The 15976-nt window shown below is 61.9% G+C and carries 15 protein-coding genes and 1 tRNA gene; 11 read left to right on the forward strand and 5 right to left on the reverse strand.

The annotated features are described in order from the left end of the window. Positions 1-83: 83 nt before the first annotated feature. Positions 84-1526 carry a SulP family inorganic anion transporter gene (locus B9A31_RS05090; RefSeq protein WP_025753381.1) on the forward strand — a complete coding sequence of 481 codons (1443 nt, stop codon included), beginning with the start codon at positions 84-86 and terminating at the stop codon, positions 1524-1526. A 69-nt stretch (positions 1527-1595) separates the two neighbouring features. On the opposite strand, the gene fusA is transcribed toward B9A31_RS05090, so the two are convergent. Together fusA and B9A31_RS05100 are read right to left on the reverse strand one after the other, a co-directional pair. Further along, complete coding sequence (gene fusA, locus B9A31_RS05095) at positions 1596-3707, reverse strand: elongation factor G (protein WP_019098398.1); 2112 nt, start codon at positions 3705-3707, stop codon at positions 1596-1598. 73 nt (positions 3708-3780) lie between these two features. Beyond that, positions 3781-4206: a hypothetical protein gene (locus B9A31_RS05100; RefSeq protein WP_019098397.1), complete on the reverse strand. Its 426-nt coding sequence runs from the start codon at positions 4204-4206 to the stop codon at positions 3781-3783. Positions 4207-4346: 140 nt separating this feature from the next. Between B9A31_RS05100 and B9A31_RS05105 the strand changes: the two genes are divergently transcribed. Then, positions 4347-4649 (forward strand): hypothetical protein, encoded by a 303-nt coding sequence (locus tag B9A31_RS05105; protein ID WP_025753382.1) that lies wholly within the window; start codon positions 4347-4349, stop codon positions 4647-4649. A gap of 3 nt (positions 4650-4652) precedes the next feature. On the opposite strand, the gene B9A31_RS05110 is transcribed toward B9A31_RS05105, so the two are convergent. Both B9A31_RS05110 and gcvA read right to left on the reverse strand, forming a co-directional pair. Continuing rightward, entirely contained in the window at positions 4653-5903 is a 1251-nt protein-coding gene (locus B9A31_RS05110; protein ID WP_084296714.1) for a 2-aminoadipate transaminase, read from the reverse strand. A gap of 120 nt (positions 5904-6023) precedes the next feature. Then, entirely contained in the window at positions 6024-6920 is an 897-nt protein-coding gene (gene gcvA / locus B9A31_RS05115) for a transcriptional regulator GcvA (RefSeq protein ID WP_016711586.1), read from the reverse strand. A 255-nt stretch (positions 6921-7175) separates the two neighbouring features. Here gcvA and B9A31_RS05120 point away from each other — a divergent pair, with 255 nt between their 5' ends. The 3 genes from B9A31_RS05120 (at position 7176) to B9A31_RS05130 (ending at position 9896) form a co-directional block, all read left to right on the forward strand. Further along, entirely contained in the window at positions 7176-8558 is a 1383-nt protein-coding gene (locus tag B9A31_RS05120; protein WP_016711585.1) for an amino acid permease, read from the forward strand. Between the two features lie 57 nt (positions 8559-8615). Further along, entirely contained in the window at positions 8616-9113 is a 498-nt protein-coding gene (locus B9A31_RS05125) for a PaaI family thioesterase (protein WP_016711584.1), read from the forward strand. Positions 9114-9200: 87 nt separating this feature from the next. Continuing rightward, positions 9201-9896, forward strand: a complete 696-nt coding sequence (locus B9A31_RS05130) for a glutathione S-transferase N-terminal domain-containing protein (RefSeq protein ID WP_019096369.1) — start codon at positions 9201-9203, stop codon at positions 9894-9896. Between the two features lie 5 nt (positions 9897-9901). Here the strand turns inward: B9A31_RS05130 and B9A31_RS05135 are convergent, their stop codons facing one another. Next, complete coding sequence (locus B9A31_RS05135; RefSeq protein WP_019096368.1) at positions 9902-11518, reverse strand: inorganic phosphate transporter; 1617 nt, start codon at positions 11516-11518, stop codon at positions 9902-9904. Positions 11519-11729: 211 nt separating this feature from the next. On the opposite strand from B9A31_RS05135, the gene B9A31_RS05140 reads away from it, so the two are divergent. The 6 genes from B9A31_RS05140 (at position 11730) to B9A31_RS05165 (ending at position 15933) form a co-directional block, all read left to right on the forward strand. Continuing rightward, positions 11730-12161 carry a GNAT family N-acetyltransferase gene (locus B9A31_RS05140; RefSeq protein ID WP_016711581.1) on the forward strand — a complete coding sequence of 144 codons (432 nt, stop codon included), beginning with the start codon at positions 11730-11732 and terminating at the stop codon, positions 12159-12161. 117 nt (positions 12162-12278) lie between these two features. Then, the gene (locus B9A31_RS05145; RefSeq protein WP_016711580.1) at positions 12279-12668 is read left to right on the forward strand and encodes a helix-turn-helix domain-containing protein; all 390 of its coding nucleotides are present in this window, start codon (positions 12279-12281) and stop codon (positions 12666-12668) included. Between the two features lie 63 nt (positions 12669-12731). Beyond that, positions 12732-13370, forward strand: a complete 639-nt coding sequence (gene uvrY, locus B9A31_RS05150) for a response regulator transcription factor GacA (protein ID WP_003251380.1) — start codon at positions 12732-12734, stop codon at positions 13368-13370. Between the two features lie 5 nt (positions 13371-13375). Beyond that, positions 13376-15199, forward strand: coding sequence for an excinuclease ABC subunit UvrC (gene uvrC / locus B9A31_RS05155; protein WP_027608767.1), 1824 nt, complete (start codon positions 13376-13378; stop codon positions 15197-15199). Positions 15200-15232: 33 nt separating this feature from the next. Next, positions 15233-15793, forward strand: coding sequence for a CDP-diacylglycerol--glycerol-3-phosphate 3-phosphatidyltransferase (gene pgsA / locus B9A31_RS05160; protein WP_016711578.1), 561 nt, complete (start codon positions 15233-15235; stop codon positions 15791-15793). Positions 15794-15857: 64 nt separating this feature from the next. Then, positions 15858-15933, forward strand: a tRNA-Gly gene (locus B9A31_RS05165). Positions 15934-15976: the final 43 nt, after the last annotated feature.

Genomic DNA, 15976 nt, shown 5'->3' on the forward strand with positions numbered 1-15976 from the left:
GCGGTGGCCGCTGCCAGACAAATTCCGTAACATCGCGCCCCTTGTTTTTGTATCGCCCGCCCGGGCCGCACCACAGGATATCCATGAAACCCGCCCGACTACGCGCCGACCTGCTCGCTGGCCTCACCACCTCGTTCGCCCTGGTGCCCGAGTGCATCGCTTTTGCCCTGGTGGCCCACCTCAACCCTTTGATGGGCCTGTATGGCGCATTCATCATCTGTACCCTGACTGCGCTGTTCGGCGGTCGGCCCGGGATGATCTCCGGCGCCGCTGGCTCAATGGCCGTGGTGATCGTCGCGCTGGTGGTGCAGCACGGCGTGCAGTACCTGCTGGCGACGGTGTTGCTGGGCGGGGTGGTGATGATCCTGTTCGGCCTGCTGCGCTTGGGCAAACTGGTACGCCTGGTGCCGTACCCGGTGATGCTTGGCTTCGTGAACGGCTTGGCCATCGTCATCGCCATGGCTCAGCTGGAGCATTTCAAGGACGGTGAGCACTGGCTCAGTGGTGCGCCGCTGTACCTGATGATCGGGCTGGTAGCGCTGACCATGGCGGTGGTTTACGTGCTGCCGAAGCTGACCCGTGCAGTTCCGCCGGCGCTGGTGGCGATCCTGGGTGTTGGCCTGCTGGTTTACCTGCTCGGGCTGCCCACCCGCACCCTGGGTGACATGGCGCACATCGCCGGTGGCCTGCCGGGGTTGGCGCTGCCGGATGTGCCCTGGAACCTGGAAACCCTGAAGATCATCGTCCCCTACGCAGTGCTGATGGCCATGGTCGGGCTGCTGGAAACCCTGCTTACCCTCAACCTGACCGATGAAATCACCGAGAGCCGAGGCTTCCCGGACCGCGAGTGCGTGGCGCTGGGTGCGGCGAACATGGTCTCGGGCCTGTGCGGTGGCATGGGTGGCTGCGCGATGATCGGGCAGACGGTGATCAACCTCAGTTCCAATGGCCGTGGCCGGCTGTCCGGGGTGGTGGCCGGGGTGATGATCTTGCTGTTCGTGTTGTTCCTGTCGCCGCTGATCGAGCGCATTCCGCTGGCGGCACTGGTGGGTGTGATGTTCGTGGTGGCCCAGCAGACCTTTGCCTGGGCGTCGCTGCGGGTGCTTAACAAAGTGCCGGTGAATGACGTGCTGGCGATCATTGCGGTCACTGTCGTGACAGTGTTTACCGACCTGGCCATGGCGGTGCTGTTCGGCATCATCATCGCGGCCCTTAACTTTGCCTGGCAGCATGCGCGGGAGTTGTATGCGGACTGCCATGAGGATGCGCAGGGCGGCAAGCATTATCAGGTACATGGCACGCTGTTCTTCGCCTCTACCACCTCGTTCCTCAACCAGTTCGATACGGCCAGCGACCCTGCTCAGGTGACGCTGGATTGCCAGCATCTGAGCTTTGTCGATTACTCGGCGATTGCGGCATTGAAGACCCTGCGTGAACGGTATGCCAAGGCGGGCAAGCAGCTGCGGGTGGTGCACTTGTCGGAGCGGTGCAAGAAGCTGTTGAAGCGGGCAGGTGAGCAGCACTGAGGGTGGGTGGTTGCCTGTGCCGGCCTCTTCGCGGCTAAAGCCGCGAAGAGGCCGGCACAGGCTAATGAGTCACTCCCCGCGGTTCTTCTTCACAATGGCATCGGCAATACTGGCCGGTGCCTCGGCATAGCGGGTGAACTCCATCGAAAAGCTCGCTCGGCCCTGGGTCATCGAGCGCATCGAGGTGGCATAGCCGAACATTTCGCCCAGCGGCACCTCGGCACGGATCACCTTGCCTGCCGGCGTTTCGTCACCGTCCTGAATCATCCCGCGGCGTCGGCTGAGGTCACCCAGAATGTCACCCTGGTACTCCTCCGGCGTCACCACCTCCACCTTCATCACCGGCTCCAGCAGCACCGCGCCACCTTTCTGCGACAGCTGTTTGGTGGCCATCGACGCAGCGATCTTGTAGGCCATTTCGTTGGAGTCGACATCGTGGTAAGAGCCGTCATACACCGCCGCTTTCAGGTTGATAAGCGGGTAGCCGGCCAGTACGCCGTTTTTCATCTGCTCTTCGATACCTTTCTGTATCGCCGGAATGTATTCGCGTGGTACCACGCCACCGACAATCTCGTTGATGAACTCCAGGCCTTCCTTGCCTTCGTCGCCAGGGGCGAAGCGGATCCAGCAGTGACCATACTGGCCACGGCCGCCGGACTGGCGGACGAAACGCCCCTCGATCTCGCAGGTATTGCGGATTTTTTCGCGATAGGCCACCTGCGGCTTGCCGATGTTGGCCTCGACATTGAACTCGCGGCGCATGCGGTCGACGATGATGTCCAGGTGCAACTCGCCCATGCCCGAAATGATGGTCTGGCCGGTTTCTTCGTCGGTGCGCACGCGGAATGACGGGTCTTCCTGGGCCAGCTTGCCCAAGGCGATGCCCATTTTTTCCTGGTCGGCCTTGGTCTTCGGCTCGACGGCCACGGAAATCACCGGGTCGGGGAAGTCCATGCGCTCCAGGATGATCGGCTTGTCCATGTCGCACAGGGTGTCGCCGGTGGTCACGTCCTTCATGCCGATCAGCGCCGCGATGTCGCCGGCGCACACGTCCTTGATTTCGGCGCGCTGGTTGGCGTGCATCTGCACCATGCGGCCGATGCGTTCCTTCTTGCCCTTGACCGAGTTCAGTACTGCGTTGCCCGAGCTGAGCACGCCGGAATACACCCGGGCGAAGGTGAGGGTGCCGACGAAGGGGTCGGTGGCGATCTTGAATGCCAGGGCCGAGAACGGCTCTTTATCGTCGGCGTGGCGCTCCAGGTGCTTATCTTCGTCGTCGGGGTCGGTGCCCTTGATCGCCGGGATTTCCGACGGGGCGGGCAGGTAGTCGATCACCGCGTCGAGCATCAGCGGCACGCCTTTGTTCTTGAACGAGGAGCCGAGGATGGTCGGTACAATTTCGTTGGCGATGGTGCGTTGGCGCAGCGCAGCCTTGATCTCGTCGACACTCAATTCCTCGCCTTCGAGAAACTTCATGGTCAGCTCATCGTTGGCCTCGGCGGCGGCCTCGATCATATGCGCACGCCATTCGTCGGCCAGCGCCTGCAGTTCTTCGGGAATGGGTTCTTCGCGGTAGCTGGTGCCCTGGTCGGCATCGTTCCAGTAGATGGCCTTCATTTTCACGAGGTCGATTTGGCCGACGAAGTTTTCTTCGCTGCCGATGGCCAGCTGGATGGGTACCGGGTGGTGCCCCAGGCGCTGGTCGATCTGCTTGACCACGCGCAGGAAGTCAGCACCCTGACGGTCCATCTTGTTGATGTAGGCCAGGCGTGGCACATGGTACTTGTTGGCCTGGCGCCAGACCGTCTCGGACTGTGGCTCCACCCCGTCAGCGCCGCTGAATACCACCACCGCGCCATCGAGCACGCGCAACGAGCGCTCCACCTCGATGGTGAAGTCGACGTGGCCGGGGGTGTCGATGATGTTGAAGCGGTACTTGTGCGCGAACTGTTTGGTCGAGCCTTGCCAGAACGCCGTGGTCGCCGCCGAGGTGATGGTGATGCCGCGCTCCTGCTCCTGGGCCATCCAGTCCATGGTCGCGGCGCCATCGTGCACCTCGCCCATCTTGTGGTTGACCCCGGTGTAGAACAGGATCCGCTCGGTAGTCGTGGTCTTGCCGGCGTCAACGTGTGCGACGATGCCGATATTGCGGTACAGCTCGATGGGCGTTGTGCGGGCCATGGCGGACTACCTGCGGATGGGCGGATTCCACCACGTTAGCAGACCGGTGGAATCCTGCCCTGCCGCCGGGCCGTCAGTCGGCCTGGGCTTGCAGCATCCATTGGCCATCCACTTCACGGGCCAGGCCGCTGGCTGGCAGCAGGGCCAGCAGGCGCGGGTGCAGAGCGGCTTCGGTGAAGGTCTTGAGGGTGCTCAGGTCCAGCGCGCCGACCAGGTTGAGGTCGGCCTTGGTGTACGACAGCCAGGCCTTCTTCAGCGCTTGGGCAACATCGCTACCCGAGGTGCTGGCAAAGCGGCGGTGCCACTGACGGCCGTCGAAGGTGAAGCTGTGTGCGTGGCTGTAGGTGCTCTCGTCACCACCTTCGGCGCAGCGGTGGCAGCGGCACGGGCCTTCGCCGAAGGCATTGCGCAGGTAGCTGTTGAAGTCCACGACGGGCTTGAGGGACAGGCGTTTGTCGACATCGAACAGGTCGGCGATCAGGGGTTCTTCGGCGCTCACTCGGGATCCTCGTGTGGTGTGGCGTGCATCGGCGGGCACCCTAACAGATCGGGGCATTCAGATCACCTGTAGAGACAACCGGGACCGCCTGCCGTACTCTACGCGCCCATACGCCTACACATCCACTGAGGTAACCCCGCTTGAGCACCAAGTACCCGTACATCGCCACTGTGACCATCAGCGCTGAAGACCGCGGCGCAGATACCGAGGCCGCGGAAAACCCCAACATGCGCGTTGGCCTGGAAGCGGTGACCGAAACCCTGAAGAAGGTGCATTTCGTCGGTACGCTCGCGGCCCCCGAGAAATCGGCCACGCACATTTGCGTGACCCTGGAGAACGGCCTGACCTACTACGGCCCGATCGTCAACGGCCATGCCGAACTCGAAGGCGGCTGGATTGCCTTCGAGTCCGACATGCTCACCCCGCAAGAACTGGGGCTGTAAGCCTCAGTTCAGCTCGGCCAGGCACTGCTCGAGGATATCCAGGCCTTCTTCGAGCACCTCGGCCTGGATGGTCAGTGGTGCCAACAGGCGGATAATGTGCCGTGCCTTGCCGCTGGGCATCAGCAACAAGCCCTTGGCCCGCGCGGCGTCCATCACCTTGGCCAGTTGTGCCGGCGCCGGGCTGCCATCGGCATTGACGAACTCGATGCCACGCATGGCGCCCACGCCGGTCAGGCGGCCGATGAACGGGCTCAGGCCTGAGGCCTGCCAGCGCTGATGGCGGCTGACGATGGCCTGCTCCTGGCGCTCACCCCAGGTGGCGATGTTCTCGTCGGTCATCTGCGCCAGGCTGGCCAGCGCCGCCGCACAGGCAATCGGGTTGCCCGAATAGGTGCCGCCCAGGCCGCCCTTGGGCAGCGCAGCCATCAAATCCTTGCGCCCGACCACCGCACCCAGTGGCATGCCGCCGGCAATGCTCTTGGCCAGCAGCAACAGATCGGGTTCGATGCCAAGGCGTGGGAAGGCGAAGCGTTGGCCGGTGCGGCCGAAGCCCGACTGGATTTCGTCGATGATAATCAGGATGCCGCGCTCGTCGCAGAAGCGGCGCAGGGCCTGGGCGAAGGCGGGGTCAAGGGCGAGGAAGCCGCCTTCACCCTGCACCGGCTCGAAAATGAACGCTGCCACGTCTTCCACAGCCAGTTCGACGCTGAACAGGCGGTCCATGGCCTTGAGCGCCTGCTCGCAGGTCACGCCGGTGTCGGCGCTGGGGTAGGGCAGGTGGTACACCGGCCCAGGCAGTTCACCGACCCGCTGTTTGTACGGGGCGACCTTGCCGTTGAGGTTCAGGGTGGCCAGGGTGCGGCCATGGAAGCCGCCGTCGAAGGCGATGATGGCCCGTTTGCCGGTGGCGCCGCGGGCAACTTTCAGAGCGTTTTCGGCCGCTTCCGCACCGCTGTTGGTGAGCATGCCGGCCAATGGATAGCTGACGGGCACGAACCCGCTCAGTTGTTCCATCAGTGCCAGATACGGGCCGTGCGGGGCGGCGTTGAAGGCGTAGTGGGTCAGGCGGGTGGCCTGGGTCTGGATCGCCTCGACCACGGCGGGGTTGCAGTGGCCCAGGTTGAGCACACCGATACCACCGACGAAGTCGATGTAACGTTTGCCGTCGGTGTCCCAGACTTCGGCATTGCGGCCATGGGAAAGTGTGATCGGGTGAACGATGGCAATGGACTGGCTGATACTTTCCTGGTTCATGGGCACGCGGGACCTTGTTCGAGTTTCTTATTATCCAAGCGTGTTGGCGGGTTATTCCGCAAACGAATTATTCGATTGCGATCATTCCGTGGATTCGTGATCTTGCCGGCGCGGTCAATATCAATCGCCCTCAGCCACCCGCTCCCGAATCCACTGCACAAAGGCCCTGATCTTCGGCACTTCGGCCGCATGCTCGGCATGGGCGATAAAGTGCCGGCCATTGCTCGCCACCGGGTGGTCCCAGGCCACCACCAGCTTGCCCTCGCTTAGCTCCTCTGCCACCAGATAGCGCGGAATCAGGGCGATACCGCAGCCTGCAATCGCTGCGCGAATGCACAGGTAGAACGTGTCGAAACGCGGCCCGTGGTAGCTGTTCTGGCTATGCAGCCCCAGCCCCAGAAACCATTCGTGCCAGGCCTCTGGCCGTGACACGCACTGCAGCAGCCGGTGCTCGGTCAGCGCCTGGGCACTGTCGAAAGGGTGATTGGCCAATAGCTGCGGGCTGCACACCGGCACCACTTCTTCGCTGAACAGCTCGATGCAGGTCGCCCCGGGCCAGGTGCCTTGGCCGAAGAAAAACGCGATATCGGCCTTGGCCTGCACCAGGTCGAACGGTTCCAGTTCGTTGCGCACGTCCAGGTGAATGCGTGGGTAGCGGTCGCCAAAACCCTTGAGTCTGGGCACCAGCCAGCGTGCACCGAAGGTGGGTTGGGTGGCGATGCGCAGTACTTCGGTTTCATCGCCGTAGCTGAGGATGTAGCGGCTGGAAATGTCGATCTGGGTGAGGATCTTGTTCACTTCGGTGAGGTACAGCGCGCCGGCCGGGGTCAGGTGCAGGCGGCGGCGAATGCGCTGGAACAGCGAGTGCGAGAGCATGTCCTCAAGCTGCGCCACCTGCTTGCTGACGGCGCTCTGGGTCAGGTGCAGTTCCTGCGCCGCGCGGGTGAAGCTGAGGTGGCGGGCGGCCGCTTCGAAGCACTGAAGGGCGGTGGTCGAAGGCATCAGGCGTTTGGACATGACGGGCAAATACCGAGCAAAAAAGGAAGGAGTTCATTCCAAAGCGGAATCATGTGGTTCGAAAAGGTCGTTTGTTGACCCCGGCCTATAGATTAATACTGACCTGGATCAACGATTACAACCGGTCGTGCGAAGAGGAGGTTTGTAACCGCTTCCGGCATCTGCAAAACAACAACAACGAACATCAGAAATTTATAAGAATTCTGCTCCGACCTTCAGCCGCTTCGCTGCGGCCGACCCATTCGAGGGTTCTTCATGGCTTCGCAACACAACAAGAAACAGCGTTCCCTGCAGCACGGCCTGACCTCCCGTCAGGTTTCCATGATTTCCATTGCGGGCATTATCGGCGCCGGCCTGTTCATCGGCTCCTCCAACGCCATTGCCACCGCCGGCCCGGCCATCCTCATCTCCTACGCCATGACCGGCCTGCTGGTCTTGCTGGTGATGCGTATGCTGGGCGAAATGGCCATCGCCAACCCTAACAGCGGCTCGTTTTCCACCTATGCCTCCGAAGCCATTGGCCCATGGGCGGGCTTTACCATCGGTTGGCTGTACTGGTGGTTCTGGGTGCTGATCATTCCGGTCGAGGCCATTGCCGGCGCTGACATCCTCCACGCCTACTTCCCTGGGGTGCCATCGTGGCTGTTCGCCTTCCTGATCATGCTGGTGCTGTCGGGCACCAACCTGATCAGCGTGAAGAACTTCGGTGCCTTCGAGTACTGGTTCGCCCTGGTCAAGGTGGTGGCGATCATTGCCTTCATCGTGGTCTGCACCTTGGCCGTGTTCGGCTTCTGGCCGCTGGCAGAGGTGTCCGGGGTCAGCCGACTTTGGGACAACGGCGGCTTCATGCCCAACGGCTTCGGGACGGTGCTGGGTGGTGTACTGATCACCATCTTCTCGTTCTTCGGTGCCGAAATCGTCACCATTGCCGCTGACGAAACCGCCAACCCTAAAGACAAGATCCGCCGCGCCACCAACCTGGTGGTGTACCGTATCGCCATCTTCTATCTGGCGTCGATTTTCCTGGTGGTGTCGCTGGTGGCCTGGAACGACCCTGAACTCAAGGCGGTCGGTTCGTTCCAGCGCGTACTGGAGGTGTTGAACGTGCCAGGTGCCAAACTGCTGGTTGACCTGGTGGTGTTGGTAGCGGTGACCAGTTGCATGAACTCGGGTCTGTATACCGCATCGCGCATGCTCTATTCGCTGGGTGCCCGTGGTCAGGCACTGAGCGTTACCAAGCGCATCTCCGGCTCCGGGGTACCGACCGTGGCGGTGATCTTCTCCACCCTGGCAGGCTTTGCCGGTTGCTTCGTCAACTATGTGTTCCCGGGCAAGGTGTTCGGCTTCCTGCTGTCCACCACCGGTGCCATCGCCTTGCTGGTGTACCTGGTGATTGCCGTGTCGCAACTTCGCATGCGTGCCCGGGCCGAGCGCGAAGGGCGGCCGCTGGAACTGAAAATGTGGCTGTTCCCGTGGCTGACCTGGCTGGTGATCGGCACCATCGTCATGGTGCTGGGCTACATGCTGTTCAGCGATGCCTACCGCTACGAAACCCTGATGACTGCTGGCGTCACCCTGTTCATCCTGCTGGTTTCGCTGACCCAGCGGCGTGCCAAGGTGGTTGCCCAGACGGCCTGATGTTTCTGCTTTAATGGGGGCGTTGCGCGCCCCCATTTCAATAAGCACAGGAAGCGTATGAACGACCAAGCCCTTTCCCTCCAGGCCCTCGCGGCACCCGACGGCACGTGTTATGGCTGCGGGTGCTCCCACCCCAGCGGGCTGCACCTGCAAAGCCACTGGGACGCCGACGGCGTTCATCTGATATGCCGCCATGCGCCCGACAGCACCTTCATCGGCTGGCCCGGCCTGGTTTACGGCGGCCTACTGGCGATGCTGGTCGACTGTCATTCCAACTGGACGGCCATGGCTTACCACTACCGCAATGAAGGCCGCGAGCCGGGCAGCCTGCCGCGCATCGACTGCGTCACGGGTACGCTCAACCTGACCTACCTGAAACCCACGCCCATGGGCGTCGAGCTGTTGCTCAAGGCGCGTGTGGAAGGGGACGTAGGGCGCAAGAGCCGGGTGATCTGCGAGGTCTGGGCCGACGATGTGCTGACCGTGACCGCCGACTCGGTGTTCGTGCGTGTCGACACCGAAAAGCTCAAGCTCAAGGCCCACGGTCAGGCCTGAGTTGCCAGCGCTGATAAGTGGTCGGTGATGGTCAGCGGCCGGGGATGTCTCTAGAGTGACAGGTTCATTCCCCAGGCAAGGTTGATCATGACCGATCTCAGTGCTTTCCCGATTACCCGCAAGTGGCCCGCCAAACACCCAGAACGCCTGCAGCTGTATTCGCTGCCGACACCCAACGGCGTCAAGGTGTCGATCATGCTCGAAGAAATCGGCCTGGCCTACGAGGCGCACAAGGTCAGTTTTGACAACGATGACCAGTTGAGCCCCGAGTTCATCTCGCTCAGCGCGAATAACAAGATCCCGGCCATCCTCGACCCGAACGGGCCGGGTGGTCAGCCGCTGCCGCTGTTCGAGTCGGGGGCGATCCTGCAGTACCTGGCGGAGAAGAGCGGCCAACTTCTCAGTCAGGACCCTGCCCAGCGTTACCAGACCCTGCAGTGGCTGATGTTCCAGATGGGCGGCATCGGGCCGATGTTTGGCCAGGTTGGCTTCTTCCATTTCTTTGCTGGCAAGGAATATGAAGACAAGCGTCCGCGTGATCGCTATGTCAACGAGTCCAAACGGCTGCTGGGTGTGCTGGATCGGCACCTGAAAGGGCGGGAGTGGATGGTGGACGCGTACAGCATCGCCGACATCGCCATCTTCCCGTGGGTACGCAACCTGGTGGAACGTTACAACGCGCGGGAGTTGGTAGGCTTTGATCAGTTCAAGGAAGTGCAACGGGTACTGGCCGCCTTCCTTGAACGGCCAGCCGTGCAGCGCGGCCTGAAGATTCCTGCCTGACTGACCTAGAGGACCTGGTTCAACAACCAGTACAGCGACCCTGCCAGCACCATGGCTGCCGGCAGGGTCAGCACCCAGGCCATCAGCAGGTTGATCAGTGTGCGTTTCTGTATGCCTGAGCCGTTGGCGACCATGGTGCCGGCCACGCCAGAGCTCAGCACATGGGTGGTCGAAACCGGCAGCCCGAACACGTCCGCCGCGCCGATGGTGCACATCGCAACCACTTCAGCCGAGGCGCCCTGGGCATAGCTCAGGTGGGTCTTGCCGATCTTCTCGCCCACCGTCACCACGATACGCCGCCAGCCAACCATGGTGCCCAGCCCCAGCGCGATGGCCACGACCACCTTCACCCACAGTGGAATGTAGCGGGTGGCATCGTCCAGTTGGGCCTTGAACAGTTCTACATGGCTGCGGGTGTCGGCATCGAATGCCACCAGGTGTTTTTTCTCGATCAGGCGAATGGTTTCGCTGGTCAGGTACATGTCGTTGCGCACATTGGCCATGGCTTCAGCCGGCACGCGCTTGAGCGAGCCATAGCCTTTGACCTGGTCGCCGATCATCCCGGTCAGCGCCGCGAGTGCCGGCACCAGTTGCGGGCTGGCCTTGGGCTCGGCAATGAACAAGGTCAGTACTTGGCGCGGGTCGGCCGGGGCCGCTTGCGGGTCGCTGCGCACCAGCGCCTGGCGGGTTACTTCGGCGACGGCAGAAAACTGCAAAGCCTGTTCGTTGGGCATGGTCTTGTTCAGGGCATAGGCCATGGGCAGGGTGCCGACCAGGATCAGCATGATCAGGCCCATGCCTTTCTGGCCGTCGTTGGAGCCGTGGGCAAAGGATACGCCGGTGCAGGTGAGGATCAGGACGCTGCGGATCCACCACGGTGGTGGGGTGCGGCTTTCCGGCGCCTGATACAGTTCCTTGCGCTTGACCAGTGCGCGCAACGCCATCAGCAACAAGGCCGCGCAGGCAAAGCCGATCAGGGGTGAGAACAGCAAGGCATAGCCGACTTTGCTGGCCTGGGCCCAGTCCACGCCACTGGTGCCGTCACGCCCATGCATCAGCGCGTTGGCCACACCCACGCCGATGATCGAGCCGATCAAGGTGTGTGAGGACGAGGCTGGCAGGCCCAGCCACCACGTGCCGAGGTTCCAGATGATGGCGGCCAGCAGCAGGGCGAAGACCATGGCAAAGCCGGCCGAGGAACCGACCTGCAAAATCAGCTCCACCGGCAGCAGGGCAATGATGCCGAACGCCACCGCGCCGCTGGAAAGTAACACGCCAAGGAAGTTGCAAAGCCCGGACCAGACGACCGCCACCGGTGCTGGCAGCGAGTGGGTGTAGATGACCGTGGCGACTGCATTGGCGGTGTCATGAAAACCATTGACGAATTCGAAGCCCAGGGCAATCAGCAGCGCCAGGCCCAGTAGAAGGAACGGTGTGACCGTGGTGATTACCGTTCCGCTGGCCGTTACATCCTGTTTCAGGCTCCAGACGGTATAGGCAATACCGGCCAGTAGCAGGCCGAAGAACAACACGAGGGTGGCGCGCCCTGGCGTGTGGGCAAGCTGCGGGCGGGAATCGCGCCGGGCCAGTTGCGGCTGGCTGGCCAGTGACGGGGTTGCCATGGGTGCTCCCGTTGGCGTTGGGCGTGGGTGCCGAAGGCTTTGAGCATAGAAACAATTCGTAACCCGGCCGTGACCTTGATCAATGAATTATCTAGGCTCAAGACAGACGGTAATGGCAGGGTCGCGCGATGATTCGCTACAAGAAACGCGAGGCGTACCCGCAGGGGCGGTGTTTGTGCGACCGTGTGTCATCCCCGATGAGCGAAATGCGATGCCTTTACAGTTAACCCCCGCCAACGACCGCCACTGCACCTTTGCCCGTGACCTCACGCGCCGCGCCATGTTGCCGTACTACCGCGAATACGACCTGTTGTGGATCGAAGAAGCCTTCGACGAGGCCTGGGGCTGGCGCGAGCAGTGGCTGGTGACCGAAGGCGACACCCTGCTGGGTTTCTGCAGCCTTAGCCAGGACCGCCAGGCGTTGTTCATCCGCGAGTTGCACCTGTTGCCCGAGCACCGTGGGCGCGGGGTCGGCAGCTGGGTATTGGAGCAGTTGGCGCTCTGGGCCAGGCAGCGGCGCCTGCCGCTGCTGCGGCTGATGGTGTTTCGCAGCAACCCGGCCCGTCAGCTGTATCAGCGCCACGGTTTCGTTGAAATGGGAGAAGACGATTGCTTTGTGCGTATGCAGCGAGCCATCAATTAATAGCCCAATGATGGCTTGTCGTGACCCCAGACCATGGGCATAGTGGATCCACATGTTTGTGCCGCCTACGGACGGTAGGGCGGGCATCTGGCATATCAGGGAAGAGGAGAGCCCCCAATGAATGGATTCGGTCCGCGGCTGCGGGAAGAGCGTGAACGACTGGGCATGACCCAGCGAGTATTTGGCGAAATCGGCGGTGTTGAACCCAACGCTCAGGGCAAGTATGAAAGCGGTGAGCGTACCCCTCGGGTCGATTACCTCGCGGCGTTGTCGGTTCGGGGCGTGGACGCGCTGTATGTGCTCAGCGGTATTCGTACCCCAGCACAGCTGGAAGGTTTGAGTACCGATGAGTCTGGTTTGCTTGGGGCATTCCGGCAGTTATCGTTCGACGATCAGGCGGCGTTATGGCACCTGTTGGGGCGCTTGTCCAGCAACGGTCAACCCCGGCAAACAATGAGGCCGCTCGCCGTTGAACGTCAGGCGTTTCTGACGGAATCAATGCGTTAGGCCCACCGTGAAAAATTTTGTTAAGGTGGCGGGATCCAATCGCCCTGCTGACGAGGTGTGTGCTTGATTAGGGTCTTAGTGGTCGATGATCACGATCTGGTACGAACCGGTATTACGCGCATGCTCGCCGACATCGACGGCCTGCAGGTAGTGGGTGAGGGGGACTCGGGCGAGTCGGCGCTCAAACTGGCCCGTGAGCTCAAGCCGGATGTGGTGCTGATGGACGTGAAAATGCCCGGCATCGGTGGCCTGGAGGCTACCCGCAAATTGCTGCGCAGCCATCCGGACATCAAGGTAGTCGCCGTGACGGTGTGCGAGGAAGACCCGTTCCCCACGCGCTTGCTGCAGGCCGGCGCTGCCGGCTATCTGACCAAGGGGGCAGGCCTTGATGAAATGGTCCAGGCTATTCGGCTGGCCTTTGCCGGCCAGCGCTATATCAGCCCGCAAATCGCCCAGCAGCTGGCCCTGAAACCGTTTCAGCCGCAAGGTTCGCCGTTTGACGCGTTGTCCGAACGGGAAATCCAGATTGCCCTGATGATCGTCGGCTGCCAGAAAGTGCAGATCATCTCGGACAAGTTGTGCCTCTCGCCCAAGACCGTCAATACTTACCGTTATCGGATCTTTGAAAAACTCTCGGTCACCAGCGACGTCGAACTGACCTTGCTGGCCGTTCGCCACGGCATGGTTGACGCAAGCCTGTAAATCTCATGTCCCAAGTGTTTGATGCCAGCGCATTCCTGGCGACCTGCAGCGGTCGCCCGGGCGTTTACCGAATGTTCGACGGTGAAGCCCGGCTGCTTTATGTGGGCAAGGCCAAGAACCTGAAAAAGCGCCTGGCCAGCTATTTCCGCAAGACTGGCCTGGCGCCCAAGACCGCCGCGCTGGTAGCGCGTATTGCGCAGGTCGAAACCACCATCACCGCCAACGAAACCGAGGCGTTGTTGCTGGAGCAGAACCTGATCAAGGAATGGCGCCCGCCCTACAACATCCTCCTGCGCGACGATAAATCCTACCCCTATGTGTTCCTGTCCGATGGCGAGTTCCCACGGTTGGGCATTCACCGTGGGGCGAAAAAGGCCAAGGGCCGCTACTTCGGCCCGTACCCGAGCGCGGGGGCCATCCGCGAAAGCCTCAGCCTGCTGCAAAAGGCCTTTTCCGTGCGCCAGTGCGAGGACAGCTACTACGCAAACCGCACCCGGCCTTGCCTGCAGTACCAGATCAAACGCTGCAAAGGGCCCTGCACCGGGTTGGTGACCTCCGAGGAATATGCTGAGGATGTGCGCCACTCGGTCATGTTCCTGGAAGGGCGTAGCCAGCAGTTGGGCAACGAACTGAATGCCGAGATGGAAACGGCCGCCATGGCCCTCAATTTCGAGAAAGCTGCCGAGCTGCGTGACCAGATCTCCCTGTTGCGGCGCGTGCAGGACCAGCAGTACATAGAAGGTGGCAGTGGCGATGTCGACGTCATCGCCGCTTTCGTCAACCCGGGCGGCGCCTGCGTGCACCTGATCAGCGTGCGCGGTGGGCGAGTACTGGGCAGCAAGAACTTTTTCCCGCAGGTGGGTATCGAGGAAGAGGTGGCCGAGGTCATGGCCGCATTCCTTTCCCAGTACTACCTGGGCAATGCAGAGCGCGAACTGCCTGGCGAGTTGATCGTCAACGTGGTTCACGAAGACTTCGAAGCCATCACCGAGGCGCTGCACACGCTGCGTGGCCGCGAGCTGACCATCAGCCACCGGGTACGCGGCACACGCGCCCGCTGGCAGCAGCTGGCAGTGACCAACGCCGAGCAGGCGCTCAACGCCCGCCTGGCCAACCGCCAGCACATGGCTGCCCGCTTCGAGGCCCTGGCCGAAGTGCTGGGCCTGGATGAAGTGCCGCAGCGCCTGGAGTGCTACGACATCAGCCATTCCAGCGGCGAAGCCACCGTGGCCAGCTGCGTGGTGTTCGGCCCTGAAGGCCCGCTGAAGTCCGATTACCGTCGGTTCAACATCGAAGGCATCACCGGTGGTGATGACTATGCCGCCATGCACCAGGCGCTGACTCGCCGCTACGGGCGTATCAAGGACGGCGAGGGCAAGCTGCCCGATGTGTTGCTGGTGGACGGCGGCAAGGGCCAGCTGAACATGGCCCGCGATGTGATGCAGGAACTGGGCTTCAACGACCTGACCCTGCTTGGCGTGGCCAAAGGCGTTACCCGCAAGGCAGGCTTCGAGACCCTTTATCTGAACGACGTGCACCACGAATTTACCCTCAAGGGCGATTCTGCCGCTCTGCACCTGATCCAGCAGATCCGCGATGAAGCCCACCGTTTTGCCATCACCGGTCACCGCGCCCGTCGTGGCAAGGCCCGTCGCGTCTCCAGCCTTGAAGATGTGGCCGGGGTAGGGCCGAAGCGCCGCCGCGACCTGCTGAAACATTTCGGCGGCCTGCAAGAGCTCAACCGCGCCAGTATCGATGAAATCGCCAAAGCCCCCGGCATCAGTAAAAAGCTTGCCGAATCAATTTATGCCAGCCTGCATAGCGAGTAGAATGCCGGGCTCAACTTGCAGCCAGTCGTACCGATGAATATTCCAAACCTGCTCACCGTTCTACGCGTCCTGCTCATCCCGATTTTCATCCTGCTGTTCTATATGCCCTACCATTGGAGCTATATGGCCGCCAGCAGCGTGTTTGCCGTCGCAGCGGCCACCGACTGGCTGGACGGTTATCTGGCTCGTCGGCTGCAGCAGAGCACCCCGTTCGGTGCCTTTCTGGACCCGGTGGCCGACAAACTGATGGTGGCCGTGGCCTTGGTGCTGCTGGTGCAGACCCACGCCAACTTCTGGCTGACCCTGCCGGCTGCGGTCATCATCGGCCGCGAAATCGTGGTGTCGGCACTGCGCGAGTGGATGGCGGAGCTGGGCGCACGGGCGCATGTGGCGGTGTCCAACCTTGGCAAATGGAAGACTGCCGCGCAGATGCTGGCACTGGTGATTCTGCTGGCCAACCCACCGGCGGTGACTTTCTGGGTCATCCTGGGTTACGGGCTGCTGCTGGTGGCGGCGGGGCTGACGCTGTGGTCGATGGTGCATTACCTGCTGGCTGCCTGGCCGCACCTGCGCGAAGGTTCGGAGCAGAAATAAAAGTTTTTTTGAATCAAGGGGTTGACGCTGTTTTAGAAATCGCTAGAATGGCACCCATCACGACGCGGGAATAGCTCAGTTGGTAGAGCACGACCTTGCCAAGGTCGGGGTCGCGAGTTCGAGTCTCGTTTCCCGCTCCAAATTCGGTCCTCAGTGCATGGCTGGGGTCACAAAAAGAAGAGG

Origin of the sequence: Pseudomonas sp. URIL14HWK12:I5, assembly GCF_900176445.1 — a bacterium.
In the GTDB taxonomy this organism is placed as follows: domain Bacteria; phylum Pseudomonadota; class Gammaproteobacteria; order Pseudomonadales; family Pseudomonadaceae; genus Aquipseudomonas; species Aquipseudomonas monteilii.